We start from the raw sequence: 24,206 nt of genomic DNA on the forward strand, positions 1-24,206 counted from the left end.
CTATTGATTCCAAGAACTGTCCAGTTTGCTCTTGCCAGTAGTAATTGCACTGTTCCAGCTTTGCTTTTTAGCAGCTAGAGCGAGGATAAATTGCATATTGGCATTTACTTGGTCATAAGCAGAGGCAGCGTTCTTAGTTACAGGCAAGAAGTATAGATTCTTGGTAGTTTTTGCTAAAATTGCAGGTATCTTGCTGCTTTTATCGGCTTTATAAGTTGATGAATTTAAAACGTCTGAGTTAACAGGCATATAACCGGTTTGTTGAGCCCAGTAAAGTTGAGAGGAATTGCTGGTTAAGAATTTCATATACATGAAGGCGGCTGCCTTTTGAGTAGCAGTAGCGTGACTAAACATGTAAATATCAGTACCTTGTTGAACGTTCAACTTGCTTGGACGTGGTGCAATGCCGTAAGTGTATTTCTTTGAAAGACCTTGCTTAACGTAAGCTTCGTTAGCAGTTGAACCGATAAACATCGCAACTTGAGCGTTGCTGAATGGGGTAGACATGTATTTTTCAGTTCCGGCTTGCATGAAGTAGCCAGCCTTAACGCCATCGGCATAGTAATGAATGACTTTTTTGGAAGTGGAACTAGCAAAGTTAAGATTCTTGTTGAAGCTAACGCCGTTTTCCTTCATTGAAAGCATGTAGTAGTTGTTCAAAGCATCGAAGCCCATGCCCCGAACCTTGTGATTGCTCTTTTCATAGATCTTTTGTGATGCTGTCTTTAATTCTGCCATTGTGGTTGGAACTTTGACACCATATTTGTCAAGCAAAGTCTTGTTGTAGAAAAGCACTTCAACGGACTTGTTAAACGGAACGCCGTATTGAGTTCCACCGATTTTTGCACCGTTCCACAGTCCACTTTGGATCTTGCTGTTCTTATATGAACCCCAACCGATTTTTTTATTTTTAACATAAGGAGTGAGGTTGACCAGCATCTTATTTTTGGCTGCATTATATAGCCAATCTGGATAAGCTTGAGCAATGGTTGGCAAATCTTTTGGCGATTGCAGACCAGAAGTTAACTTGGCTTGCAAGTCAGAATAGTTGCCACCCTGGCTCTGCAACTTAATAGTAATATTCGGATTCTTCTTTTCAAATTCTTTCGTTAATTTCTTTAAGGCACTTTGTGAGGAACCTGTTAATGAATACCAAAAAGTAACAGTTGTCTTCTTAGTAATTTTGGTTGGAATTTTAGTAGATGATGAACTGCTTTGGCTATTTGAGCATGCACTCAAGCCTAATGCAGCTGCTGCAACTGCAGCAACTGCAGCTGCTTTATGAATAAGTTTCATGATAATAACTTATTCTCCCTTCTTTTTAAAACCTTACAGCGTTCATTTTAGCATAAAAGACGTACTTTTGAAGTTACTATTTAAATTAATGTTTCTAATTGACAGTTGACAAAATAAAATTAAAATTAAGAATATAAATATTGTGTAGATAAATTTTATTTTTTAGGTGAGAATATGGACAAAAATCCCTTAGTATATAATTATTCAATTGGTAAACGTAAGCCTTACGATTATGATTATGGCAACCGGCAGGGCAATAAGAGTGCAGGCTGTCCTTTCTGTAATGTAGCTCATTTGGAAAATATTTATGAGAAAAAGGGCGACATGATCTGGCTCAAGAACAAGTATCCAACTCTACAGGATACTGACCAAACCATTTTAATTGAGTCTAGCGACCACCAAGGGGATGTTTCCACTTATACCCGTGAAGAAAACGAAGAATTAATGGCTTTTGCGCTCAAATGTTTTCAAAAAATGAATAATTTTGGCAAATATGAGAGCGTTCTTTGGTATAAGAACTTCGGTCCTAAGTCAGATGGTTCTTTGACTCATCCGCATATGCAGATCGTTGGCTTATATCACAAAGATGGTTACCGGGATATTGAAGCTGGAAACTTTACAGGGTTTGAAGTAGGCAAGTCCGGGGATGTTGAAATGAATTTGTCGGCCCATCCGGTGCAAGGCTATCAAGAAGTTAATATTTTGACGCACCATAATCAAGATTTGAATATCTGGGCAGATTTAATTCAAAAAGGAACGCAGTATGTCCGCTCAGTTTTATCACATGGTGTGGATTCTTATAACTTGTTTTTCTATCCAATCAATGATGGTCAAGGCACATGCTGCAAGATTATTCCACGTTTTTACGCTTCCCCATATTTTGTTGGCTATAAGATTTCTCAAGTTGATGATTCCAATACTCTCAAGTGGGAGGCTAAACGCCTGCATGGGTTTGTAAATGGCGGCATTTTGCTTTAAAGATAAATGGTAAAAGAATGGAAAAGGCACCGATAAAAGTGCTTTTTTGTTATAATTGACTTGATAAAAATGCTTAATTAAGAGGATTGCATAAGATGAAAAAAATTGTTGTTGTTGGATCAAGCAATGTGGATACAACTTTGCATGTAAAGGATTTTCCTAAACCAGGCGAAACCATCAATGCTTCTGAGGTAACGATGGCTGCTGGTGGGAAAGGAGCTAATCAAGCTGTAGCTGCCGCAAAAAGCGGTGCCGAAACGCAATTTATTTCGCGTGTTGGTGAAGACAGTACCGGTGAATTCATGCTTAAGCAGTTGAAAAATTATGGTGTTAGCCTTGAATATGTACAAACAACTGCTGGACAAAATACAGGTCATGCTTACATTACCTTAAATGACAATGGTCAAAATGACATTATTATTGATCATGGCGCCAATTATAGTTTGAGCGTTTCAGATATTGATTCTGCAAGCAATTTGCTTGGTGAAGTAGATTGCGTCATTGCTCAGTTTGAAACTCCGCTTGAGGCAACGATTGAGGCTTTTAAATTGGCAAAGCGGCAAGGTGCAGTCACAATCTTAAACCCAGCTCCAGCAATTAAAAATATTCCACAAGAATTGCTGCAGTTAACCGACGTTGTCACACCCAATGAGACTGAAAGTGCCGCAATTACTGGGATTGAAATCAATGAAGAGAATGATTTAAAGCTTAGTGCTGCCAAGTTGCATGAAATGGGCGTCAGCAATGTAGTGATCACCTATGGTGACAAAGGTGCTTATATTTCTACTGCCGTTGCCGAAAAATTAGTGCCAGCATTTAAAGTAAGCGCCGTTGACACGACTGCTGCTGGTGATACCTTCCTTGGATTTTTGGCTGGCAATTTAAATAAGGATTTAACCAATATTGAACAGGCTGCAGTAATCGCCAGTCGAGCATCCTCAATTGCCGTTCAGCGTTTGGGAGCTCAGCCTTCAATTCCAACAGCAAAAGAAGTTAAAGATTTAATGGAGAAATAAAATGGACAAAAAGCAACAAGATCAGTTAAAAAAAGAAGCAGCCACTAAGGCAGCAGAAATGGTTAAGCCGGGTTCGGTTTTAGGCGTTGGAACCGGTTCAACCGTTGCCTTCTTTATCGATGCCTTGGGACAGAGAAAAGAAAAAGAGGGCTTCACTTTAAAGCATATCGTCACCACTTCCAACCGTAGCAAGAAGCAGCTTGAAGGGCTTGGCTTCAAAGTAGACGAACTGGCCGATATTGATCAAGCCGATTTGACGGTAGACGGTGTCGACAGAGTGGCTGATAATTTGGACGGCATCAAAGGCGGCGGTGGTGCATTGACTTTGGAGAAAAATGTCGCCATCAATTCCAAGAAGATTATCTGGATTGTCGATGAATCAAAATTAGTTCATCGTTTGGGCGGCTTCCCGCTTCCAGTGGAAGTATTGCCAATTTCCTGTGAACAAAACTTCAGAAAGTTCGAGCAGGAAGGATTAAAGCCGCAATGGCGCAAGGATGAAAACGGCAAGCGCTACGTAACGCACTATGGCAACTACATCATTGATTTGGCCGCTGATCCGGTACCAGCACCACATGGATTGGCTGACTATTTGGATCATACGGTGGGCGTAGTTGAACACGGCTTGTTCTTGGACATGTGCGATGAAGTGATCATTGCTCACAATGATGGCAGCATCGAAGACAAGAGAAAATAAATTATAAAGATTGAAAAGGAATGGTTGCCCATTCCTTTTTTATTTGAATAAAGACAACAAGTTTAGTCGAGTTTTGGTATGATTAACTTACACGAATAAATGCTGAAAGGACGATTTAAATGACAAAACAGCCATTAATTATTTCTACAGATCCCGGAATTGACGATATTGCTGCCATGACTATCAGCTTGTTTGCTTCTGAGTTTGATGTCAAAATGCTGGTGCCAACTTGGGGCAATGTTGCACTAGAATATACTCTGCAGAATACTTTAAATTTAGAAGAATTTTTGCATACAAAAGTTCCGGTAGTTGCAGGTGCAAATCAACCACTAGTCGCACCAATGATTTCTGCCGCTTCGGTTCACGGCAAGACTGGGGTCGCAGGTTATGATTTTCCTGAGGCAAATGAGCAGTTGCTTGTCCCAGGTCTGGCTGCAACCCTTATGTACAATGCCATTATGGATAGTCCTAAAAAGGTAACTTTGCTCGGCATTGGACCGTTAACAGATTTTGCGCTTTTAATAAAACAATATCCAAACGTTGTAGAAAATATTGCTCAAATCGTAATCATGGGTGGCAATATTGGACGCGGCAATCACAGTCCACTTGCAGAATATAATATTGCTGGCGACCCTGAAGCTGCTCAAGTAGTGTTCCACAGCGGGGTTGAAATTAAGGTAGCTCCTTTGGAAATTGGCAATAAAACTCACATTACGCCGCAACAAATGGAAGAAATTAAAAATTGCGGTGAGGTTGGTAAAAGGCTGTACGGCTTGTTTTCGCATATTAAAGAACCAGATGGCGATCCAAGAATTAAGATTTTCGATCCAACCGCAGTAGCACTGATTCTTTGTCCTGAGGCTTTTGTGATAAAAAAGGCGAGAGTAGAGATTGAACTTGCCGGTCGTTTTACTTATGGAGCAAGCGTAATTGATTTTATGAGTGGTCAGCCGAATGCCGAAGTGGCAGTTGATGTTGATCTTGAGAAATTTAGTCGCTGGTTTACTAATAGTATTAACCAAGCAGATCAAGGAAGAAAATAAATGGCAGATTATGTTTATCGCAGCGTGATGCACGATTTAAAGCACAAAATTTTGAGTAATAGTTTTAATGGAATGCGCCTTCCTGATGAGCGGACTTTAGCTCAGACTTATCAAGTAAGTCGTTCTTCAATTAAGCGGGCGTTAGCGCTGCTGGCTGATCAGGGAATTGTTTTTAAAAAACGCGGCAGCGGCACATTTATCAATCCGCTGTATTTGAAAAACCAAGCATTATTTCGCTATGAAGGATCAAACTTGGGACTGACAGATAGTTTTAAAGTTCCAGGCAAAAAGCAGCAAATTAAATTGCTGGATTTTCATGTTATTAAGGCTCCCAAGGAGATTGCCCAGGACCTGTTTCTGAATGAAAATGATTTTGTCTATAAATTTAAACGTCTGCGTTTGCTAGATGAGCAGCCTTTCCTAATTGAGCGCGGCTATTTGCCGATCAAGATTATGCCGGAACTAAAACCAGAAACCTTGCAGCAGTCTTTGTTTAATTATTTGGAAGATGAACAGAATAAAACAGTAACGAAATCCTTTTTGAATATTACTGTTGAGCCATCAAACAAAGAAGATCAAGAAAAAATGAAGTTGAAGGCAACAGAACCTGTAGGGGTAATGGAAGGGATTTTCTTCTTGGATGATGGGACGCCATTTGAAGTTTCTAATATGCGCGTTCATTATCATTACATGCGGTTTAATACTTTCGTCAATTTAAATCGTTAAAAAAAGAGTGCAAACCATGTGCGTCTTGCACTCTTTTTAGATTCATCGTAATTAGAACAGGTCTTTAGAAAGGCATGAACTGTTTGGCATCATTCAGGGGACTGGTGTAAACATAGCTCAAGCTTACCCGCTTTGTTTTTAAATTCAATTCGTTCATCAGCTTTTGCTGCTGACTCGTTAACGGCAAATGCTTCATGGCCATACATATTGCCAAAAAAGCTATCATAAAATTCTTGCAATAATTGATAAACTTCATCGGTTTCTTTTTGCTGATTAGAATTAAATTTGTTAAAGAGACTAAGCATAACTATCCTTCCTCATCACCGGAATAATTTGCGTCCGTTCAGTAAACGCATTTCTAAATTCAGTAGGAATTGGCGTGTCAGTAATGACGACATCAATTTTGCTCAATGGAGCTGATAAGTAAGGGGAAGAATTATGATTGGTGAATTTGTATTTTTCTGCGATTAAAGCAACTTGGTTGCTGTGAGCAACTACTGTTTCGATAATTTCCGCATCAGCTTGACTAGCGGTATAGATACCATCTTGACGAACTTTGGATGCTCCGATAAAAGCTGTGTTGAAGCGCAGCTTTTTTATTTGCTCTAGAGCATCAGATGAAGCAAGATAATGCTCTTTTTTATAAAGCTTGCCACCTAAAATCGTTACACCAGGAAGCGGAGAATTCATCAAAGCAAAAGCATTATCAACTGAATTAGTGACAACTTGCAAATCAATGCCAGCAATCATATGGCAAAGCTGCTCCAAGGTTGTCGAAGAAGCAATAAAATCTAACTCTGCCCAGGATGAATAAAACGCTTGGCTTTTCTAGCCATTTTTTCTTTAAGCGGAGATTGAATTTGACTTCTGACTAAGAAGTCCGGAACGGTATTATGTTCAAGCTCCATCAAACCGCCGTGAATACGAACGGCTTGACCGGTTGAAGTTAATCGCAATACATCGCGTCTTGCTGTATCAAAGGCGACGCCAAAATGATCAGCTAGTTTTCGTGTAGAAAGCCGATGCTGCTTTTTTAGCATTTCTTTAATTTCTAGCAAACGTTCTTCTTGAGTCATTTTTCTTCCTCCATCTCAAAAGCTAACAGCTTTTCAAAAAGTTATTTAGTTTAGTAAGCATTTTAGCAGTATTAAATAAGCATTATTAAGCATATCACAAAGCAAACACTTAGCCCAAAAATGATAAATGCTTTTATAACAATCTTTTAAGCGTGACAGCAGAAATAAAGCACTTATCATAATTGGTAGGTACCAATTTAAAAAATAGTTGAACTCTTACTAAAAATTGGTATTATATAGGCGTAGTCAAAAATATCAAATATAAATGTATCAGCTTTTCAAAATTATTTAAAAGGAGAAGAAAATGTCAGTCGATTACGATTCAAAAGAATACTTAAAGAGTGTTGACGCATACTGGCGTGCAGCCAACTATCTGTCAGTTGGGCAGCTTTTCTTAATGAAGAATCCTCTTCTTAAGACCCCTTTAGTTGCTGAAGATGTAAAGCCAAAGCCAATCGGTCACTGGGGAACAATTGCTCCACAAAACTTTATTTACGCTCACTTAAACCGTGTACTTAAGAAATATAATTTAGATATGTTCTATATTGAAGGTTCCGGTCACGGTGGCCAAGTAATGGTTTCTAACTCATACCTTGACGGCTCATACACTGAACGCTACCCAGAAATTACTCAAGATGAAAAGGGTATGGCAAAATTATTCAAGCGCTTCAGTTTCCCAGGTGGTGTTGCTTCTCACGCTGCTCCAGAAACTCCAGGATCAATCCACGAAGGTGGGGAATTGGGTTACTCACTTTCACATGGTACCGGTGCAATTTTGGATAATCCTGATGTAATTGCCGCTGTTGAAATCGGTGACGGTGAATCAGAAACTGGACCACTTGCAGCAAGTTGGTTTAGCGACAAGTTCATCAATCCAATCAAAGATGGTGCCGTTCTTCCTATTTTGCAAATTAATGGTTTCAAGATTTCTAACCCAACAATCGTTGCGAGAATGAGCGATGAAGAATTAACTGAATACTTCCGCGGCATGGGTTGGGATCCACACTTTGTTTCTGTCTTTAAGGGTGGCCGTTTTGACGGTGAAAAGGATCCAATGCAAGTTCATGAAGAAATGGCTAAGACCATGGATGAAGTCATTGAAGAAATCAAAGCTATTCAAAAGCATGCTCGTGAAAACAATGACGCAAGTTTGCCACATTGGCCAATGATTATCTTCCAATGCCCAAAGGGATGGACTGGCCCAAAGAAGGACTTGGATGGCAACCCAATTGAAAACTCATTCCGTGCTCACCAAATTCCAATTCCAGTCGCACAAGGCGATATGACACACAAGGATATGCTTGTTGATTGGCTTAAGAGCTACAAGCCTGAAGAGTTGTTCAATGAAGACGGCTCTCCTAAAGAAATCGTTACCGAAAACACTGCTAAGGGCGATCACAGAATGGCTATGAACCCAATCACTAATGGGGGTAAGAACCCTAAGCGCTTGAATTTGCCAGATTACCGCCAGTATGCTTTGAAATTTAAGCCAGGTCAAATGGAAGCACAAGACATGGTTGAATGGGCTAAGTATCTGGATGAAATTGCTAAACTTAACCCTGATACATTCAGAGGCTTTGGACCTGATGAATCTAAGTCCAACCGGTTGTTCAGCTTGCTTGATGATCAAAAGCGTCAATGGGAACCAGAAATTCATGAACCAAATGATGAAAACTTGGCTCCAAGCGGCCGCATCATTGACTCACAATTATCAGAACACCAAGATGAAGGCTTCCTTGAAGGATATGTTTTGACTGGTCGTCATGGCTTCTTTGCAACTTATGAAGCATTCGGTCGTGTAGTTGATTCAATGCTTACGCAACACATGAAATGGCTTCGTAAAGCTAAGGAACAATATTGGCGTCACGATTACCCAGCTCTTAACTTCGTGGCAACTTCAACAGTATTCCAACAAGACCATAATGGGTACACTCACCAAGATCCAGGTATTTTGACTCACTTATATGAAAAGAATCGTCCAGACTTGATTCATGAATATTTGCCATCAGATACAAATACCTTGCTTGCTGTATCTAATAAGGCATTCCAAAATCGTGAATGTATCAACGTCTTGGTAACTTCTAAACAACCTCGTCCACAATGGTTCTCAATTGAAGAAGCTGAAAAACTTGCTGACAAAGGCTTAAGCTACATTGATTGGGCTTCAACTGACAAGGGTGCAAAGCCAGATGTTGTCTTTGCTTCAACTGAAACTGAACCAACTTTGGAAACTTTAGCAGCGATTGATATTTTGCACAAGAAGTTCCCAGAACTTAAGATTCGCTACATCAATGTTGTGGATGTCATGAAATTGATGAACACGACGGATAATCCTAACGCTATTTCACAAGAAGAATTTGATCGTCTATTCTCAAGCGATGTTCCAGTTATTTTTGCATGGCACGGCTACAAGAGCATGATGCAATCAATCTGGTTCGGCCGTAAACGTTACAATGTTCATATTCACTGTTATGAAGAAAATGGTGATATCACTACTCCATTTGATATGCGTGTCTTGAACCACCTTGATCGTTTCGATTTAGCTAAAGATGCTGTTGAAAGCATTCCAAGTTTGGCTGGCAAGAATGCGGACTTTGTAAATGAAATGGATAACTTGCTTGCTAAGCACTACCAATACATTCGTGATAATGGTAAGGATATTCCTGAAGTTACCGAATGGAAATGGGAAGGTCTTAATTAAGACAAAACAATAGAATAGATTAATAGAAATCACAGTTGAAAGGCTGTGATTTTTATTTTGTCTTTATTTATTAGAGCATGTAAGAGTTTCGTAAATGCTGAAACGAATTCCAAGCATCAAAATTGACGGTCAAGTTATAACTCAAATAAAATAACATTGGTACCAAAAGAAAGCACTTATACATCAGTTTATTTTAGTCTTAAAATAAAGGCTCGATAATTTTCTTTACCTTTGAAATATATTTCATAAAATGAAATAAAGCATTCAAACGCTGAAATAAATTTTCAGTAGTCAGAGAAAGCGATTACATAACTTTAAAATTATGATATAAATAAAACTGTAAGTTAGCTGACTGCTTAATAAGGCTTTTCAAAAGTTGATATCATTTGATTTAGCCTTAGTGTTTTAGATATATTGAGGGGTAATTCTAAATGGCTAATGATAAGAAGTATTCGGTAGTTATCGCCGGTGGCGGTAGCACGTTTACACCAGGCTTCGTGCTTGACTTGATCAAAAGTCAAGACATGTTTCCACTTAGACAATTAAAGTTCTATGACAACGATGCAGAACGTCAAGAAAAAATTGCAAAAGCCGTAGAAATCATCATTAAAGAAAGAGCGCCACAAATTAAGTTCTCATACACCACCGATCCAAAGGAAGCCTTTACTGATGTTGACTTCGTAATGGGTTCAATTCGTGTTGGTAAGTATCATATGAGAAGCTTAGACGAAAAGATTCCTTTGAAGTACGGTGTTAATGGTCAAGAAACAACCGGACCCGGAGGAATGGCCTATGGTTTACGTTCTATTCCAGCAATTATTCAAATTATTGACTGGATGGAAAAGTATTCACCAAATGCTTGGATGATTAATTATTCAAACACAATTGCCATTGTTGCTGAAGCTTGTCGTCGTCTTCGTCCAAATGCAAAGGTTATCAACATTTGTGACATGCCTATCGACATTATGAACAGAATGGCTAAGATCTGTGGTTTGGATTCATTCCACGACTTAGACTTCACTTACTATGGTTTAAACCACTTCGGCTGGTGGAAGTCAGTTCGCAATAAGAAGACTGGCGAAGACTTAATGCCTAAGCTTAAGGACTACGTTTCTAAAGATGGCTACTGGGTTGGCGGCGACTACGATAAAGATACTGAAGCTAGTTGGGAAGCAACCTTTAAGAAAGCTAAAGACTGCTACTCATTAGATCCAACCACTTTGCCAAACACTTACATGCAATACTACTACTTCCCACAATACGAAGTTGCTAATGCAAATCCAAAGCACACTCGTACTGATGAAATTCTTGAACACCGTCAAAAGATTGTCTTTGGTGAATGCAAGAGAATTGTTGAAGCTGGTACTGCTAAAGATAACATTTGGGACATTTCAGGACTTCACTCAGAATATATTGTAGATATTTGCCACGCAATTGCTTACAACACTCATGAAAAGTTCTTAGCCAACTGTCCTAACAATGGTGCTATCTCCAATATGGATCCAGATTCAATTGTCGAAGTTCCTTGCCTCTACGGCGCAGATGGTATCCAACCACTTGCTACTGGTAAGGCTGGTAGATTCCAACGCGGCTTGATGATGGAACAACAAACTTGTGAAAAATTAGTTGTTGATGCATATGTTGAACATTCATACAACAAGATGCTTCAAGCCTTCACTTTGAACAAGACTGTTCCAGATGCAAGCGTTGCTAAGAAGATTCTTGATGACATGATGGTTGTTAATAAACCATATTGGCCAGAACTTAAATAGTTTTTAGAGGTGAAATAATTATGATGCAGAAAATACAGCGTTTTGGGGCTGCGATGTTCGTCCCAGTTATGCTGTTCTCATTTGCGGGTATTGTCGTAGCTCTTGGTAGCTTGTTCAATAACGCAACGTTGTTCGGTTCACTTGCAAACCCAGGTACCACTTGGTACAACATCTGGGATACAATTTCAGCCGGTGGTTGGACAGTCTTCAACCAAGAAGGAATTTTGTTCACGGTAGGTTTACCTATTGGTTTAGCTAACAAAGCTAGAGGTAGAGCTGCCATGGAGTCAGTAATCACTTACTTGACTTATAACTACTTTATCGGTGCTATGTTGTCACACTGGGGCAGCGCATTTGGTATTCCAAACTTTGACAAGATTCAAATTGCCTCAAACGCTACTAACAACGGTTTGACTACCATTGCCGGTATTAAGACTCTTGATACCAGTATCTTGGGTGCCTTGGTAGTTGCCTTGATCGTTGGATGGCTCCACAACAAATACTTCGATAAGAAGTTGCCTGATTGGTTAGGTATTTTCCAAGGTTCAGTTTATGTTTACTTCCTTGCATTCTTTGCAATGATTCCATTAGCACTTCTTACTTGCTGGGGCTGGCCAAAAGTCCAAAGCGGTATTACTGCTATGCAACACTTCATTGTAAGCAGTGGATTTATCGGTATTTGGGTTTACAACTTCTTAAACCGTATTTTGATTCCTACTGGACTTCACCACTTGGTATACATTCCATTCCAGTTCGGTCCAGCCGTTGTTGCCGGTGGTTTGCAACCATACTGGTTGAAGCACTTGGCAGAATATGCCGCAAGTTCTCGTCCTTTGGCTCAATTAGCACCAATGGAAGGATTCCAGCTTTACGGTAACGAAAAAGTATTCTTAGTTCCATTTATTTGTCTTGCCTTCTACGCAACTGCTAAGAAGAACAAGAAGAAGCAAACTTCAGCTTTGCTTATCCCAGCTGCTTTAACTTCAGTTTTAGCAGGTATTACTGAACCTATTGACTTTACTTATTTGTTCGCAGCTCCAGTTCTTTGGGTTGTTTACTCAGTAATGTCAGCTACAATGAACACTGTGATGTACGCATTTGGTTTAAGAGGTTTTATGTCAGACGGTGCTATTGGTATCGCATCCCAGAACTGGTTGCCATTGTGGGAACACCACTGGAAGATTTATGTAATGCAATTTATCGTTGGTATTATCTTCGGTATTATTACTTACTTCGTCTTCAAGATTATGATTGAAAAGTTTAACTACATCACTCCAGGTCGTGAAGCTGATGATCAAGATGTTAAACTTATTAACAAGAAAGAATACAAACAAAAGATGGCTGCTAAGGAAGCTGGCAAAGATGCTAGCGATCCTTACATTGCCAGAGCTACTGCTTACCTTGACTTATTAGGTGGTGCTTCAAACATTACCGAATTGAGCTCATGTGCTACTAGATTACGTGTATCTGTTGCAGATCCAAGCAAGGTTGCTCCTGACTCAGAATTCAAGGCAAACAAGGCTGTTAACGTTGTTCACCATGGTAAAGCTATTCAAGTTATTGTAGGTCTTGATGTTCCTCAAGTTCTTGATGAAATGAACGACTTGATGAAACAAAGCGGAAACGCTGCTCAAGTATCAACTACTCAAGATAATCCATATATTGAAAGAGCTACTGCTTACCTTGACTTGCTTGGTGGCGAATCCAACATTAATGATTTGATCAGCTGCTCAACTAGAGTAAGAGCTCATGTTGTTGATATGAGCAAAGTTGCTAACGATGTTGACTTCAAGAAGTACGATGCTAAAGAAGTCGAACGTAAAGATAATGAAAAAGAAGTTGACATTGTAGTTGGCTTAGACGCAGATCAAATTGTTGATAACATGAAGAGTTTAATGTAATTGTAAGCGATTGCTAACTTGTGCTAAAATATATTTACATTTTGAATGTATGTAAAGGCACGAGTTATGGCAAATCTAAAAACAATGATTTTAAATAATAACGATAAATTGAATGATTCTGAAAAAAAGATCATTCAATTTGTTGTAAATAACCCAGAATCTTACAGCAAACTCAGTTTGTCTAAATTAGCAAAGAAACTGTATATTTCAGAATCCGCTATTTTCAGACTCTGCAAGAAATTAGGACTTAGTGGTTATAGTGAATTAAAGTTTGATCTCGATGAACTTGCTTCGTCTGAGAATCGAGCAATTAGAGTCCATAGTGATTTTGCTAATGATTTGTTAAAGGCAACAGCTGATGTTGTAAAGTATTTTCATAGCTTGAATTTGAAAAATCTATATCAAGCTTTTGATAATGCAAGCATGGTCTATCTTTTTTCAACTGGATGGGAACAGCAGTTAATTGCACAATACATTTCACATGAGTTATTCATGGTTGGTTTACATACGACAATTTTGCCTTCTGCTGTAGATGAGCTTAAGGCTGCAGGTCGAAATGCTAAAAAAGGTGATGTACTATTCATTATTTCATTTTCGGGTGACAGTAAGATCATCAATGAAGAAATTGCAAAATTGAAGTTGCGGACGGATAAGTTTGTTTTGGTTTCATTAACCAACATGAAGCAAAATAAATTAGCATCTTTAACGCAATACAATATGTATTTTCCAACTGTAGTTTTTTTGGAAGGACCTGAAGATAACCAAGAGGTTGCCTTTACTCCAGCCTATTGTTTAGTTGATCTATTGGTTAGTGATTATTCAGCCTTTCATACTGAAAAGAGGAACCGTGATGTGGGCAGTAAGTAAACGCAAATTTTCGAATCTACTTGACCGAATTGCAAGAACGGTACATTTAGATGCAAATCGAACCATTAAATGGTATTCTTACATCTTGTTTTTAATCCCAATTGCTTTTTGGTTAATGATTGAAATGCGCATTCTCGCTAGCAAGCAATCATGGACAGTAATGTTCAAACAACCAGCGGTTGCAGTGGGTGTGATCATCGCATTCGTTGATTTGATGACAGGATACTATTTATTACTGAAAGAACAAGAAGTGCTTGAAACTTATGAGAATTATCGTTTCTTCATGATGTGGCAAGCTATAAGTCAAATTCTTGTTGGCAATTTTCTTTGTTTTGTGATGGCTTTAATTGGAATTCACGAAGCAAAAAGTCTTAAGAATGGGCAGCGTGATGCAACAGCCACAGTTGTCAGCATTGTTTCCGGTTTGTTTTTAGTAATTTGTTTCGGACTTATCCTTTTAATGAGTTTATAAAAAGTTGAGGTTATAGTTATGTTCAATTTCTTTAAGAAAAAGAAAGCTACTGGTACTGAAGTTTTAGCAGCAGTAAGTGGTGAATTGATGCCAATTACTGATGTTAAAGATGACGTCTTTTCAACAAAGATGTTAGGTGATGGCTTTGCAATTAAGCCAAATGATGGCAATGTTTATGCTCCTGTAAGCGGTGAAATTTCTACTGTTTTCCCAACTAAGCATGCAATTGGAATTAAAACTAAAGAGGGTCTTGAGCTTTTAATTCACTTAGGTCTTGATACAGTAGAGTTAAAAGGTGCTCCTTTCACTACTAATGTTAAACAAGGCGATCAAGTTTCAGCAGGTGATCAGTTAGCCACAATGGACCTGAAACAAATTACTGATGCCGGTTATGATGACAGTGTAATTGTTGTTTACACTAACATGGATCTGCTTAAGGCTGTTGATCCAATTGAAAAGCGAAGCATTCAGCATTCCGAAAAAGCACAAACTATTCATTTTAACTAATTGTTTTGTTAAATATTTTTTCCCCGAAAGTTAAATTAACCTCAATTTGATAATAGCTAATTTGATAGTTTTGAAGTTCCGACGTTTAGTCGGAACTTTTTTGTTATAAAATAATAAGAAGAGTAAATATGGAGGTGTTCAGGTGAAAAAGGGATTAGTTCTTGAAGGCGGTGCAATGCGTGAAATGTTTAGCGCTGGCGTTCTTGATGTCTTGATGAAAAACAATGTAACTTTTGACGGAGCAGTTGGCGTATCAGCTGGTACGGCTTTTGGTGTTAATCTGAAATCTAAACAGCCTGGACGAGTCTTGCGTTATAATTTACGTTTTGCTGGCAATCCACGTTATGCCAGTTGGAAGTCTTGGTTTCAATCGGGCAATTTATATGCGGCAAATTTTTGCTACCATTTGATTCCTGAAGAGTACGATCCGTTTGATAAAAAAACTTTTAGAGAAAATCCAATGGAATTTTGGAGCGTATCCACTGATGTTGAGACTGGTGAAGCTGACTATCATCTTTTAAGGGATGGCAGTTATACGGACCTTGAATGGGTTAGAGCTTCGGCTTCTATTCCATTTTTTGCACATCCTGTCGCAATTAAAGGACATTACTATTTTGATGGTGGGGTTTCTGACTCAATACCATTGACCTTTGCAGAAAAGCATTATGATTTAAACGTCGTGATAACTTCTCAGCCTAGAGAATATCGCAAAGGCAAAGATAAATTGTGGCCAATTGAGAAAATGGTTTTACGGCAATATCCAGCCATTTTAAAGAAAATAAAAACACGATCACAAGATTATAATCGCTGTCTTGATGAAATTGAACGGCAAGAAAAGGAAAAGAAGATTTTTGTGATTCGTCCGCCATATCCGCTTGAAATTGGTACGGTTGAGACTAATAAGGATGAATTAAAGCGCGTTTACCAGATTGGAATTAATGAAGGGCAGAAGCAGTTAGCAGCCTTAAAGAAATATTTGAAAGAGTGATTTTATGAAAAGATATCGACCAAGTACCAAAAGTGTTGTTATAGGAATTGTAATTATGATTGCAGGAATTCTCTGTTGGGGGATTGTTGCGCCATTAAAAAATAATCCGAATTTCTTCTTTTTGTTTCCATTAGGTCTAATATTAATTTGTATTGGTGGTTTAGAATTGACAATTACGGCTCTTAATACTGTTCACAAGAATGACTTGGCGATGCGAGAAGCAATTAAGAAGCGAGAGGCCGAAGAAAAAGCAAAGAAAGAAGAGCAAAAGTAAGAAAAATTATTCTGGTTTTAATATAATTTAAACTAAGAAATTAGGAGGGCCTTCTAAATGGATTTTGATGAAGTTTTTAAAAAGGAAAGAGTAACCCGTAAATTTACTAACCGGAAAGTAAATGAAAAATTGCTGGCTAAAATTGTTAAAGATGCGCAGCATTCACCATCCTTGCTTAATTCTCAACCATGGCACGTCTACATGGTAACGGGTAACAGTTTAGCTAAGTTAAAGCAGGCACAAATGGAAAACGCTGATTCTGGCAAAGAGCCAAGTGAAGACTTTGCATCAATGCTTTTGCTTGATTGGGATACTTTTCCAAGTCGCAACATGGCAACGATGGGTGCTTCGCAGACATACTTTTTTAGAAATAAGCTTAATTTGGTTAATGAAGCAAATAAGGAAATGTTTAATGCACCAGCAATTGCATTTTTGACCATTCCTAAGATTTCCCCAACTTGGTCTGTTTTTGACTTGGGAATCTTTGCACAAAGCTTGATGCTTTCAGCAATTAATAACGGTATTTCAGTAATGCCTGCGCACTCATTGGTTTCTTATCCTGACCTGGTTCGCAAATATGCCGGCATTTCTGAAAATGAATTGGTCGGAATGGCAATTGCACTTGGCTATCGCGACAATGGTGCAGAAGTAAATGATCCAAAGTTCTACCCAGACAGAGTACCATTTGAAAAGATTTATAAGTTGAGTAAATAAGTTTTTATAAGAATGGTAGAATGAAAGTAAACGGAAGATTTTATAAATTCTTATTAAAAAGGTGACAAAATTTTGAGTGATCCTGAAATAATTGAAAATTTGATTGCAACACTGATTATTTTTATCTTTGCTTCCTTTTTCGTTGCTGCCGAATTTGCGTTAGTGCAGACTCGTGCCAGTCAACTTGAAGATATGCTTAGTAATGGTCAGGGCAACAAGAAAAAAGTAAAACGGGGATTGCATATGGTTCGCAATCTGAATGAGTATTTGTCAACTACCCAGGTTGGTACTACTTTAGTTGGTGCTATTTTAGGTTGGTTCTCGGCTGATACGATTGCTGCCATTCTTGAAAAACTATTTAAGTTGACGCCAATGAATCTTTCATTGGTAAAATCAGTCAGTACTATTTTAGGTTTGATTTTGTTAACTTACTTGGAAGTTGTCGTTACCGAAATCGTGCCTAAGAATATTGCAATTGATATGCCGGTCAAAATTTTAATGGGTATCATTACGCCGCTGCAATGGTTCCATACCTTGGTTTATCCGTTTGTTTGGCTTTTAAACAAGAGTTCCAATGGGCTATTAAAGTTAATGGGATTCCAGCCGGCTGACGAAGAAAACGAAATTTATTCACAGTCTGAAATTATTAAGTTATCGAAAAATGCCGTTCATGGCGGATCACTTGATAAATATGATTTAACTTACATGGAACGTGCCTTTGAGCTTAATGATAAAGTTGCAAAGGACATTATGACTGACCGGACACGCTTAACGGTTCTTGATTCAACTGACACAATTAAACAAGCCCTTAAAATGTATTTGGATGAAGGGTTCAGTCGTTTTCCAGTTGTTCGTGATAATGATAAAGACGACGTCGTTGGTTATGTTTATGCTTATGACATTGTTCAGCAAAACCAAGTGGACAACAACGTCCCTGTAACCAGAATTATTCGGACAATTATTACTGTACCTGAATCAATGCCAATTCAAGATATTTTGCATTTGATGATTCAAAAACACACACCAATTGTTTTGGTAGTTGATGAATACGGTGGTACGAGCGGAATTGTAACTGATAAAGATATTTATGAAGAACTCTTTGGTTCCGTTAAAGATGAAATTGATGATGTTTCTGATGATTACATCATTAAGGATAAAGAAGGCAATGTTCACGTTTCTGGTAAAACTACCCTGTATGATTTTGAACGCTACTTCCATACTGATTTGAAGAGCTTTCAAGATAGCGACATTATTACTATTGGTGGTTATATGATGGAACATTATCCTGATCTTAAAAAGGATGATTCCATCACAATTGAAGGTTACAATTTCAAACTTGATAGTATTGAACAAGGTTTTATGAGATGGTTTATTGTTAAACCTGAAAGTGAAAAAAATGCTGATCAAGAATAAGCATAATTTTTAAAAAGGTTAAGAGAAAGCGCTGAGACTAGCGCTTTTTTTATATAAAGATGTTATAATCACTTTTATCGAGTATTTATTAATGATTATTAGTAAAGGAATATTTAAACAAAATGGCAGATAATATTAATCAAATTATTGATCATAAGTTGTTCACTGAAGATGATATTCATGAAATGTGCGTCCGCTTGGGCAAGCAATTAACTGAAGATTATGCTGGCAAAAAACCATTGGTTGTTGGTGCTTTAAAAGGCGCAATTTATTTCTTAACTGATGTTACCCGGCAAATGGATGTTGCCCATCAATTAGATTTCCTTGATGTTTCCAGTTATGGCAATGGTTTTGAATCTACTGGAAAAATTAAAGTAGTGACAGATCTTAGTGCCGATGTCAAAGATCGCGATGTGCTGATTATCGAAGATATTGTTGATACTGGCTTAACGTTGAAGTTTATGAAGGACCTAATTAAGGGTCGCGGAGCTAAGAGCGTTAAGTGCTGTGCTCTTTTGAATAAGGACGCTCGCAGAACAACTGACGTCACAGTCGATTATTATGGTTCAAAAGTTGGCAACGAATTTGTTGTTGGCTACGGTTTAGACTTTTTAAACATGTATCGTAATATTCCTTATATCGGTGTATTAAAGCCAAAAATTATTGATAAATATGCCAAGTAATTAAAAAAGGTAAATAAAAAATCTTGCCCAAAAACGGCAAGGTTTTTATTTTTACAAAAATTAATTCTTTAAATTATTGTTGGCCTTATTTTGTTTTTGCTTGTAATAATAAATTGGCATTCCTAGCAAGGTTAAGCCAATTCCAATCATTGAAAGAATGAATTGGTTGATAATTGTGGAAAAAACAATGAAAACACCACCGATAATTGAAATTAGTGGAATCAATGGATACCAAGGAACCGAGAATGGTCTCTTTAATTCAGGTTCCCGCTTGCGCAAAACAAGAACTGCAATTGAAAGCATTGTATTGAAGGTCCACATGACAAAGACCAGCATGTCAGTTAGAACATTAAAGTTGCCTAGCAAAATCATAATTATTGCAATCAAGTTGACGATTACGGCGCCAATAATTGGTACACCAGTATGGATATTAGTTTTACCAATCTTATTAGAATAAGGGAGCAAATTGTCCTGAGCAAGAATATACGGCGTTCTCATCCCTGTTAGCATAAAGGCGTTAACTGCACCATAGACCGAAATCAAAATGCCGACAGTTACCAATTTGCCGCCAAATTGACCAAATAATTTAATTGATGCTTCAAAAGCAGCGTTGTTGTTATTGACTAATTGATGAATTGGCAGAACAGTCAAAAAGGTATAATTGATCAGTACGTAGATCAAAGTGATACCGGACAATCCAGCAATAATGGCTCTTGAAAGGTCCTTTTCAGGATTCTTTACTTCGTTGGCGAGATTAGTAACTACGATCCAGCCTTCAAAGGCAAAAAGTGCTGAAAGAAGACCTTGACTTAGGCCACCAGCCATTGATTTGCCGGCACCAACCGTAAGTGGCAAAATTTGAATATTGATTCGATTTTGATTGAAAATTCCCCAGATAATGATTAAAACAATTGGAATAATTTTTAATACCGTAATTACTGATTGCATTTTACTGGAAACTTTCGTTCCGATTAGGTTAATTCCAAATAAGAATAGAACCAGTAAAATCGCAATTAGATTGGAAAATTTACTGGGGATGCCAAACAAAGAAACAAATTGAACGCCAAAGATAGAACTTAAGGCTCCGATTTGGGCGGGAAAGTAGACGATCATTTGTGCCCAACCGAAGAGAAAGCCCCACACTCTGCCATATGTATAGTCTAAATATTTAATTGCCCCGTTGACTTTCAAACTGGCCGCAATTTCAGAAACGGTTAAGCCGGAAGCAATTGAAATTACTCCGGCTAATATCCAGACAAACAAGGTCATTGAAGTACTGCCTGTCTGGGCCGTAATTGTACCTATTTTGAAAAAAACTCCAGCACCGATGACTGATCCGACTACGGTCGCCAGAGCCTGGGTGAAGGAAATCTGTCTTTTCATTTTATCAACCTTTCAAAAAAGAACGTGAATCAAACTCTTTTTATTATACAAAATATTAAGGGCTTGGTATAGAAGAAGAGATTGGTTAAAATAGTTAGTTAGGGAGGAAAAAGCGATGAAGAGGTTTCATCATAAATTTACTTTGCCGTTGATTTTAACGCTGCTTGTTTTAGCAGTGGCAGGTCTTTTCATCGGTTTTCTTAATTTTCGCCGGCAAACAACCTTGCCCAGCAATTCGAATACCAGTGCCATCGGCGTAGAATTGACGCAGGATTTTGATTACATTGATTTGCATAAATTGCAGGCAAACGGAATTTCTTTTGTTTATTTGCGCGGCACACAAGGACAATCTTATTTTGATGATAACTATCTGTCCTGTCGTGATCAGATTCAGGGAACGAAGCTGGCTTTTGGCACGGAGATTTACTTTAGCAATCAGTCAACACCTCAGCAGCAGTATCAATATTTTGTTAAAAAAGTCGGCAATAATTCTGGCAGTTTACCAATTATGCTTATTCCGGCTGTTGCCAGTACAAAGAGTAGCTACCTAAGCAAAATGGGGCAGCTTGCAGAAAAATTAATGCAATCAGGTAAGAAAGTGATTGTAGCGGTCGATTATCGTTATGCAAAATTTTTCTCGGCAAAAACGCAATTTATCACGTCTGGTAGCAAGCAGCCAAATAAAATGAAATATGCATTTTGGCGTTATACTAATAATGGTCGAGTCAAGGATGTTAGTGGCTTGGAAAAGGGAGTAACGATGTTTTCTTATAACGGTTCGGTTACTCAATATAAACAGAAATATGGACAATTAACACAATAATGTATCAAGAAAAAATTAAAGCAGTTCTCGCAAAAGAACATAAAAGAACACCAACCTTAATTCAAAAAGAAAGCTATGACGCCATTTTGAATGGTGCCAGCTGTGTTTGCCTGGCTAAAACAGGAACTGGTAAAACATTAGCTTATGCGTTGCCGGCTTTGGAAAGAATCAAAAAGGGCGAAGCAAATAGCGCTGTGATTATTGCGCCGACTACTGAATTAGCCGTTCAAATCAGACATGCAATTAATCCTTATTTGCATGCCCTAGGCTTAAGCGGAGTGTCCTTGGTAGGTGCTGGTAATCGCGGGCGTCAAGAAGATAAACTGAAGAAAAAGCATCCAGAGGTAGTTGTTGCCACTCCAGGTCGTTTTTTTGACTTCTTTTCTAGCGGACGCATAAAAGTAGCCCAGATTAAGTCATTGGTTATCGATGAGGCTGATGACATATTGGAATTTACTAAGATGGAATTGCTTAGTTCATTGGGGCAGAATCTTGCAAGTGAGGCACAGATTTTGCTGTTTGGCGCAACTGATTCCGAAATAACGCAGGATGCCGAAGATGTTTTTGCCCGCCGCTTTTTACTAATTGATGTGCGTCCAGAGCAAAGGACGACAACCAAACACTACTTCTTGCAAGTCGATAATGCTCATAAAATAGAATTCTTGCAAAGAATGACCAAACTTGATCAATTTAAGGGGATTCTCTTTTTTGATTCAAATCAAACTATGGTCCGATTTGCTGGAATCTTCGGCCACACCAAAACCAAATTTGAATTGCTGGCTAATGAATTTGGCAAGCAGCGTCGCGAAGAAGCCTTGCATGATTTAGCAAATGGCAAAACCAAATTGCTGCTGGCAACGGATTTAGCGGCGAGAGGTTTGGATATTCCAGGCTTAACTTATGTAATTAACTATGAGATTCCAAGCGAGGTTAATACCTACCTTCATCGGGCTGGACGAACGGGTCGGATGAATAAAGAAGGCTATGTTGTTACTTTAGGCGATGATCATGATTTTCGTGATCTGAAAAAGCTATTGGCTGGAGAAGTTGAAGTTAGGCGAGTTTATTTTGCGGGCTATCATTTGACGCAAAAGAAGCCAAAACTAAAGAAAAAAGAGGCAACGGCAGTGGTCACTGCCAAAGTTAAAAAGCATAAGAAGAGAAAGAACAAGAATAAAGGTTATCATCCACATTATTTGAAGGTGAAAAAATGAATCGATTAGTTTATTGGATGGAGAATAATCTGTTGCCAATTGCTAACCGAATCGCTCAAATTCGGTGGTTGGTAGCCTTGAGGAATGCTTTTGTTTCAGTAATGCCGATTACAATTGCTGGATCAGTAGCGGTCCTGATTAAAAGCTTGATTGATGCTGCTAGAACACAATTGGGTTGGGATACCTTTGCTTTTGCCATGCAGCCGTTGGCCAAAATCAGCAATATCGTTTGGCGCGGCAGTTTTGCCTTGTTTGCGTTATTCTTAGCGGTTTCCTTGGGTTATCAGTTGGCAAAGACATTTGAAGCAAACCGTTTGGCTGGAGCAATTATTTCATTGTCCAGTTTTATGATCAGCGTTGCCAATTATGCACAGATTAAGCTTCATGGTGAAAACGTTACGGTCAAACAAGCTTTTTGCATTGAGCAATTTTCAACCACGGGAATATTCACTGCCATTTTGTTCGGCTCACTCGGCTTTGGCATTTATGTATTATGTTATAAAGCACGGATCATGATTCATTTGCAGGCCAATTTGCCGCATGCTGAACAAGCTGCATTTGATTCCTTGATTCCAGGAATTCTTGCAATCTTTGGTGTAGGTGCAATCAACTATCTTTTTCAGACATTTGTGGGCACTTATTTTGGCAACTGGCTCTTGGAAGCAATTCAAATTCCTTTAGTCAAATTAGGTCAAGGCTTTGGCGTGGTCATGCTTGTCACGCTGCTAGTGCAAGTCTTTGGTTTTTTCGGCCTAAATGGTCTGGCTGTTTTATCGCCAATTTTGGATTCAATTTGGTTAACTGCGCAAAATGTCAATGTCACGGCTGCTCGAAATGCTCAAGTTCCGAAATTTATTTGGGTAAGAGGATCATTTGATTCTTTTTCCTGGTTTGGCGGAACGGGCGGTACATTGATGCTGATTATTGCGATTCTGCTATTTTCAAAACGCAGTGATTACCGCACAATTGCCAAAGTTGCACTTGCTCCAGGAATTTTCAATATAAATGAACCGGTTGTTTTTGGTTTACCCATTGTTCTGAATCCAATTTACTTTATTCCATTTATACTGGCACCCTTGGTTAATGTCGCTTTCTCTTATTGGATAACCGTTATGGGCTTGGTCAATCCGGTTCAAGTTGCCGTTCCATCGATTGTGCCGCCGATTTTTAATTCCTTTTTGGCCTGCAATTATGACTGGCGAGCAATTATCTTGGCAATAATCAACATGTTAATTGCATTGGAGATTTGGGCACCGTTTGTTTTTGCTGCTGATAAAATCGCTGATACGAATCATCCGCGGACGTTCTTTAGTCGGGAATATTAATCTATTACATAGTGAATTAACTGTCATTTTATGATAAAGTTAATTTGTGCTGGTCCTGTAGCTCAGCTGGATAGAGCATCGGTTTCCTAAACCGTGTGTCGTGGGTTCAAATCTCACCAGGATCATATTTTTGAATAGTTAGGATAAGAAAGAGACTTATGCTTTATTTATTATTAGCAGCTGCCGCAATTATTATTGGTTGTTTTTGCCTGGTTTTTGGTTTGGATAAAAATCGGCCACCAAAGACAAGAAAATATTTGTTATACACAGCATTAATTTGTGTATTTCTTGTTTGGGGCTTAGTGACAGTGATCATGCTTAATCCAATGAAATAAAG

At 38.4% G+C, this 24,206-nt stretch carries 23 protein-coding genes, 1 tRNA gene and 1 pseudogene; 21 read left to right on the forward strand and 4 right to left on the reverse strand.

Annotation, left to right across the window (positions count from 1 at the left end):
- Positions 1 to 1,296: an extracellular solute-binding protein gene (locus tag B2008_RS07555; protein ID WP_281829954.1), complete on the reverse strand. Its 1,296-nt coding sequence runs from the start codon at positions 1,294 to 1,296 to the stop codon at positions 1 to 3.
- Between the two features lie 174 nt (positions 1,297 to 1,470).
- Between B2008_RS07555 and B2008_RS07560 the strand changes: the two genes are divergently transcribed.
- The 5 genes from B2008_RS07560 to B2008_RS07580 all read left to right on the forward strand — a co-directional run bounded on the left by B2008_RS07560 (position 1,471) and on the right by B2008_RS07580 (position 5,756).
- Positions 1,471 to 2,274, forward strand: coding sequence for a DUF4931 domain-containing protein (locus tag B2008_RS07560; RefSeq protein ID WP_281829952.1), 804 nt, complete (start codon positions 1,471 to 1,473; stop codon positions 2,272 to 2,274).
- Between the two features lie 95 nt (positions 2,275 to 2,369).
- Positions 2,370 to 3,290 carry a ribokinase gene (gene rbsK, locus B2008_RS07565; protein ID WP_281829950.1) on the forward strand — a complete coding sequence of 307 codons (921 nt, stop codon included), beginning with the start codon at positions 2,370 to 2,372 and terminating at the stop codon, positions 3,288 to 3,290.
- 1 nt (position 3,291) lies between these two features.
- Positions 3,292 to 3,987 (forward strand): ribose-5-phosphate isomerase RpiA, encoded by a 696-nt coding sequence (gene rpiA, locus B2008_RS07570; RefSeq protein ID WP_281829949.1) that lies wholly within the window; start codon positions 3,292 to 3,294, stop codon positions 3,985 to 3,987.
- A 119-nt stretch (positions 3,988 to 4,106) separates the two neighbouring features.
- Entirely contained in the window at positions 4,107 to 5,030 is a 924-nt protein-coding gene (locus B2008_RS07575; RefSeq protein ID WP_281829948.1) for a nucleoside hydrolase, read from the forward strand.
- Entirely contained in the window at positions 5,031 to 5,756 is a 726-nt protein-coding gene (locus tag B2008_RS07580) for a GntR family transcriptional regulator (RefSeq protein ID WP_281829946.1), read from the forward strand. It abuts the gene before it with no gap.
- A gap of 89 nt (positions 5,757 to 5,845) precedes the next feature.
- Here B2008_RS07580 and B2008_RS07585 read toward each other — a convergent pair whose 3' ends face one another.
- Both B2008_RS07585 and B2008_RS07590 read right to left on the reverse strand, forming a co-directional pair.
- Positions 5,846 to 6,061 carry a hypothetical protein gene (locus tag B2008_RS07585; protein WP_281829945.1) on the reverse strand — a complete coding sequence of 72 codons (216 nt, stop codon included), beginning with the start codon at positions 6,059 to 6,061 and terminating at the stop codon, positions 5,846 to 5,848.
- Positions 6,054 to 6,832 (reverse strand): annotated as a pseudogene (locus B2008_RS07590) (DeoR/GlpR family DNA-binding transcription regulator). The gene B2008_RS07585 and the pseudogene B2008_RS07590 overlap by 8 nt, the downstream one beginning before the upstream one ends.
- 304 nt (positions 6,833 to 7,136) lie before the next feature.
- Between B2008_RS07590 and B2008_RS07595 the strand changes: the two are divergent.
- From B2008_RS07595 to hpt, 11 genes are all read left to right on the forward strand, one after another.
- The gene (locus B2008_RS07595; RefSeq protein WP_281829943.1) at positions 7,137 to 9,533 is read left to right on the forward strand and encodes a phosphoketolase family protein; all 2,397 of its coding nucleotides are present in this window, start codon (positions 7,137 to 7,139) and stop codon (positions 9,531 to 9,533) included.
- Between the two features lie 431 nt (positions 9,534 to 9,964).
- The gene (locus B2008_RS07600; RefSeq protein WP_281829942.1) at positions 9,965 to 11,305 is read left to right on the forward strand and encodes a 6-phospho-alpha-glucosidase; all 1,341 of its coding nucleotides are present in this window, start codon (positions 9,965 to 9,967) and stop codon (positions 11,303 to 11,305) included.
- 20 nt (positions 11,306 to 11,325) lie between these two features.
- Positions 11,326 to 13,206: an alpha-glucoside-specific PTS transporter subunit IIBC gene (locus tag B2008_RS07605; RefSeq protein WP_281829941.1), complete on the forward strand. Its 1,881-nt coding sequence runs from the start codon at positions 11,326 to 11,328 to the stop codon at positions 13,204 to 13,206.
- A gap of 66 nt (positions 13,207 to 13,272) precedes the next feature.
- Positions 13,273 to 14,073 (forward strand): MurR/RpiR family transcriptional regulator, encoded by an 801-nt coding sequence (locus tag B2008_RS07610; RefSeq protein ID WP_281829939.1) that lies wholly within the window; start codon positions 13,273 to 13,275, stop codon positions 14,071 to 14,073.
- Entirely contained in the window at positions 14,057 to 14,545 is a 489-nt protein-coding gene (locus B2008_RS07615; RefSeq protein ID WP_281829938.1) for a hypothetical protein, read from the forward strand. Before B2008_RS07610 ends, B2008_RS07615 begins: the two co-directional genes overlap by 17 nt.
- Before the next feature lie 18 nt (positions 14,546 to 14,563).
- Positions 14,564 to 15,052, forward strand: coding sequence for a PTS sugar transporter subunit IIA (locus B2008_RS07620; protein WP_006352697.1), 489 nt, complete (start codon positions 14,564 to 14,566; stop codon positions 15,050 to 15,052).
- Between the two features lie 142 nt (positions 15,053 to 15,194).
- On the forward strand, positions 15,195 to 16,040 hold the full coding sequence (locus B2008_RS07625) for a patatin-like phospholipase family protein (RefSeq protein WP_281829936.1): 846 nt from the start codon (positions 15,195 to 15,197) through the stop codon (positions 16,038 to 16,040).
- 4 nt (positions 16,041 to 16,044) lie between these two features.
- The gene (locus B2008_RS07630; protein ID WP_281829935.1) at positions 16,045 to 16,314 is read left to right on the forward strand and encodes a hypothetical protein; all 270 of its coding nucleotides are present in this window, start codon (positions 16,045 to 16,047) and stop codon (positions 16,312 to 16,314) included.
- Between the two features lie 57 nt (positions 16,315 to 16,371).
- Entirely contained in the window at positions 16,372 to 17,028 is a 657-nt protein-coding gene (locus B2008_RS07635; protein WP_281829933.1) for a nitroreductase, read from the forward strand.
- Between the two features lie 72 nt (positions 17,029 to 17,100).
- Positions 17,101 to 18,441: a hemolysin family protein gene (locus tag B2008_RS07640; protein WP_281829932.1), complete on the forward strand. Its 1,341-nt coding sequence runs from the start codon at positions 17,101 to 17,103 to the stop codon at positions 18,439 to 18,441.
- Between the two features lie 122 nt (positions 18,442 to 18,563).
- Positions 18,564 to 19,124, forward strand: a complete 561-nt coding sequence (hpt, locus tag B2008_RS07645; RefSeq protein ID WP_281829931.1) for a hypoxanthine phosphoribosyltransferase — start codon at positions 18,564 to 18,566, stop codon at positions 19,122 to 19,124.
- A 60-nt stretch (positions 19,125 to 19,184) separates the two neighbouring features.
- Here the strand turns inward: hpt and B2008_RS07650 are convergent, their stop codons facing one another.
- Positions 19,185 to 20,507 (reverse strand): APC family permease, encoded by a 1,323-nt coding sequence (locus B2008_RS07650; protein ID WP_281829930.1) that lies wholly within the window; start codon positions 20,505 to 20,507, stop codon positions 19,185 to 19,187.
- Positions 20,508 to 20,622: 115 nt separating this feature from the next.
- Here B2008_RS07650 and B2008_RS07655 point away from each other — a divergent pair, with 115 nt between their 5' ends.
- From B2008_RS07655 to B2008_RS07675, 5 genes are all read left to right on the forward strand, one after another.
- Positions 20,623 to 21,330, forward strand: a complete 708-nt coding sequence (locus tag B2008_RS07655) for a GH25 family lysozyme (RefSeq protein ID WP_281829928.1) — start codon at positions 20,623 to 20,625, stop codon at positions 21,328 to 21,330.
- Positions 21,330 to 22,544 (forward strand): DEAD/DEAH box helicase, encoded by a 1,215-nt coding sequence (locus B2008_RS07660; protein WP_281829927.1) that lies wholly within the window; start codon positions 21,330 to 21,332, stop codon positions 22,542 to 22,544. The genes B2008_RS07655 and B2008_RS07660 overlap by 1 nt, the downstream gene beginning before the upstream one ends.
- Complete coding sequence (locus B2008_RS07665; RefSeq protein WP_281829925.1) at positions 22,541 to 23,869, forward strand: PTS sugar transporter subunit IIC; 1,329 nt, start codon at positions 22,541 to 22,543, stop codon at positions 23,867 to 23,869. The genes B2008_RS07660 and B2008_RS07665 overlap by 4 nt, the downstream gene beginning before the upstream one ends.
- 51 nt (positions 23,870 to 23,920) lie before the next feature.
- Positions 23,921 to 23,994, forward strand: a tRNA-Arg gene (locus B2008_RS07670).
- A gap of 33 nt (positions 23,995 to 24,027) precedes the next feature.
- Positions 24,028 to 24,204, forward strand: coding sequence for a hypothetical protein (locus B2008_RS07675; protein ID WP_006352685.1), 177 nt, complete (start codon positions 24,028 to 24,030; stop codon positions 24,202 to 24,204).
- The last annotated feature ends 2 nt before the right edge of the window (positions 24,205 to 24,206 follow it).

It is taken from the genome of Lactobacillus sp. UBA5813, from assembly GCF_002417895.1.
GTDB classification, from domain to species: domain Bacteria; phylum Bacillota; class Bacilli; order Lactobacillales; family Lactobacillaceae; genus Lactobacillus; species Lactobacillus amylolyticus.

Excerpts from the sequence above, each read along its gene's own strand:
- B2008_RS07555 (WP_281829954.1), bottom strand. The coding sequence starts at position 1,296 with ATGAAACTTATTCATAAAGCAGCTGCAGTTGCTGCAGTTGCAGCAGCT.
- B2008_RS07560 (WP_281829952.1), top strand. The coding sequence starts at position 1,471 with ATGGACAAAAATCCCTTAGTATATAATTATTCAATTGGTAAACGTAAG.
- rbsK (WP_281829950.1), top strand. The coding sequence starts at position 2,370 with ATGAAAAAAATTGTTGTTGTTGGATCAAGCAATGTGGATACAACTTTG.
- rpiA (WP_281829949.1), top strand. The coding sequence starts at position 3,292 with ATGGACAAAAAGCAACAAGATCAGTTAAAAAAAGAAGCAGCCACTAAG.
- B2008_RS07575 (WP_281829948.1), top strand. The coding sequence starts at position 4,107 with ATGACAAAACAGCCATTAATTATTTCTACAGATCCCGGAATTGACGAT.
- B2008_RS07580 (WP_281829946.1), top strand. The coding sequence starts at position 5,031 with ATGGCAGATTATGTTTATCGCAGCGTGATGCACGATTTAAAGCACAAA.
- B2008_RS07585 (WP_281829945.1), bottom strand. The coding sequence starts at position 6,061 with ATGCTTAGTCTCTTTAACAAATTTAATTCTAATCAGCAAAAAGAAACC.
- B2008_RS07595 (WP_281829943.1), top strand. The coding sequence starts at position 7,137 with ATGTCAGTCGATTACGATTCAAAAGAATACTTAAAGAGTGTTGACGCA.
- B2008_RS07600 (WP_281829942.1), top strand. The coding sequence starts at position 9,965 with ATGGCTAATGATAAGAAGTATTCGGTAGTTATCGCCGGTGGCGGTAGC.
- B2008_RS07605 (WP_281829941.1), top strand. The coding sequence starts at position 11,326 with ATGATGCAGAAAATACAGCGTTTTGGGGCTGCGATGTTCGTCCCAGTT.
- B2008_RS07610 (WP_281829939.1), top strand. The coding sequence starts at position 13,273 with ATGGCAAATCTAAAAACAATGATTTTAAATAATAACGATAAATTGAAT.
- B2008_RS07615 (WP_281829938.1), top strand. The coding sequence starts at position 14,057 with ATGTGGGCAGTAAGTAAACGCAAATTTTCGAATCTACTTGACCGAATT.
- B2008_RS07620 (WP_006352697.1), top strand. The coding sequence starts at position 14,564 with ATGTTCAATTTCTTTAAGAAAAAGAAAGCTACTGGTACTGAAGTTTTA.
- B2008_RS07630 (WP_281829935.1), top strand. The coding sequence starts at position 16,045 with ATGAAAAGATATCGACCAAGTACCAAAAGTGTTGTTATAGGAATTGTA.
- B2008_RS07635 (WP_281829933.1), top strand. The coding sequence starts at position 16,372 with ATGGATTTTGATGAAGTTTTTAAAAAGGAAAGAGTAACCCGTAAATTT.
- hpt (WP_281829931.1), top strand. The coding sequence starts at position 18,564 with ATGGCAGATAATATTAATCAAATTATTGATCATAAGTTGTTCACTGAA.
- B2008_RS07650 (WP_281829930.1), bottom strand. The coding sequence starts at position 20,507 with ATGAAAAGACAGATTTCCTTCACCCAGGCTCTGGCGACCGTAGTCGGA.
- B2008_RS07655 (WP_281829928.1), top strand. The coding sequence starts at position 20,623 with ATGAAGAGGTTTCATCATAAATTTACTTTGCCGTTGATTTTAACGCTG.
- B2008_RS07660 (WP_281829927.1), top strand. The coding sequence starts at position 21,330 with ATGTATCAAGAAAAAATTAAAGCAGTTCTCGCAAAAGAACATAAAAGA.
- B2008_RS07665 (WP_281829925.1), top strand. The coding sequence starts at position 22,541 with ATGAATCGATTAGTTTATTGGATGGAGAATAATCTGTTGCCAATTGCT.
- B2008_RS07675 (WP_006352685.1), top strand. The coding sequence starts at position 24,028 with ATGCTTTATTTATTATTAGCAGCTGCCGCAATTATTATTGGTTGTTTT.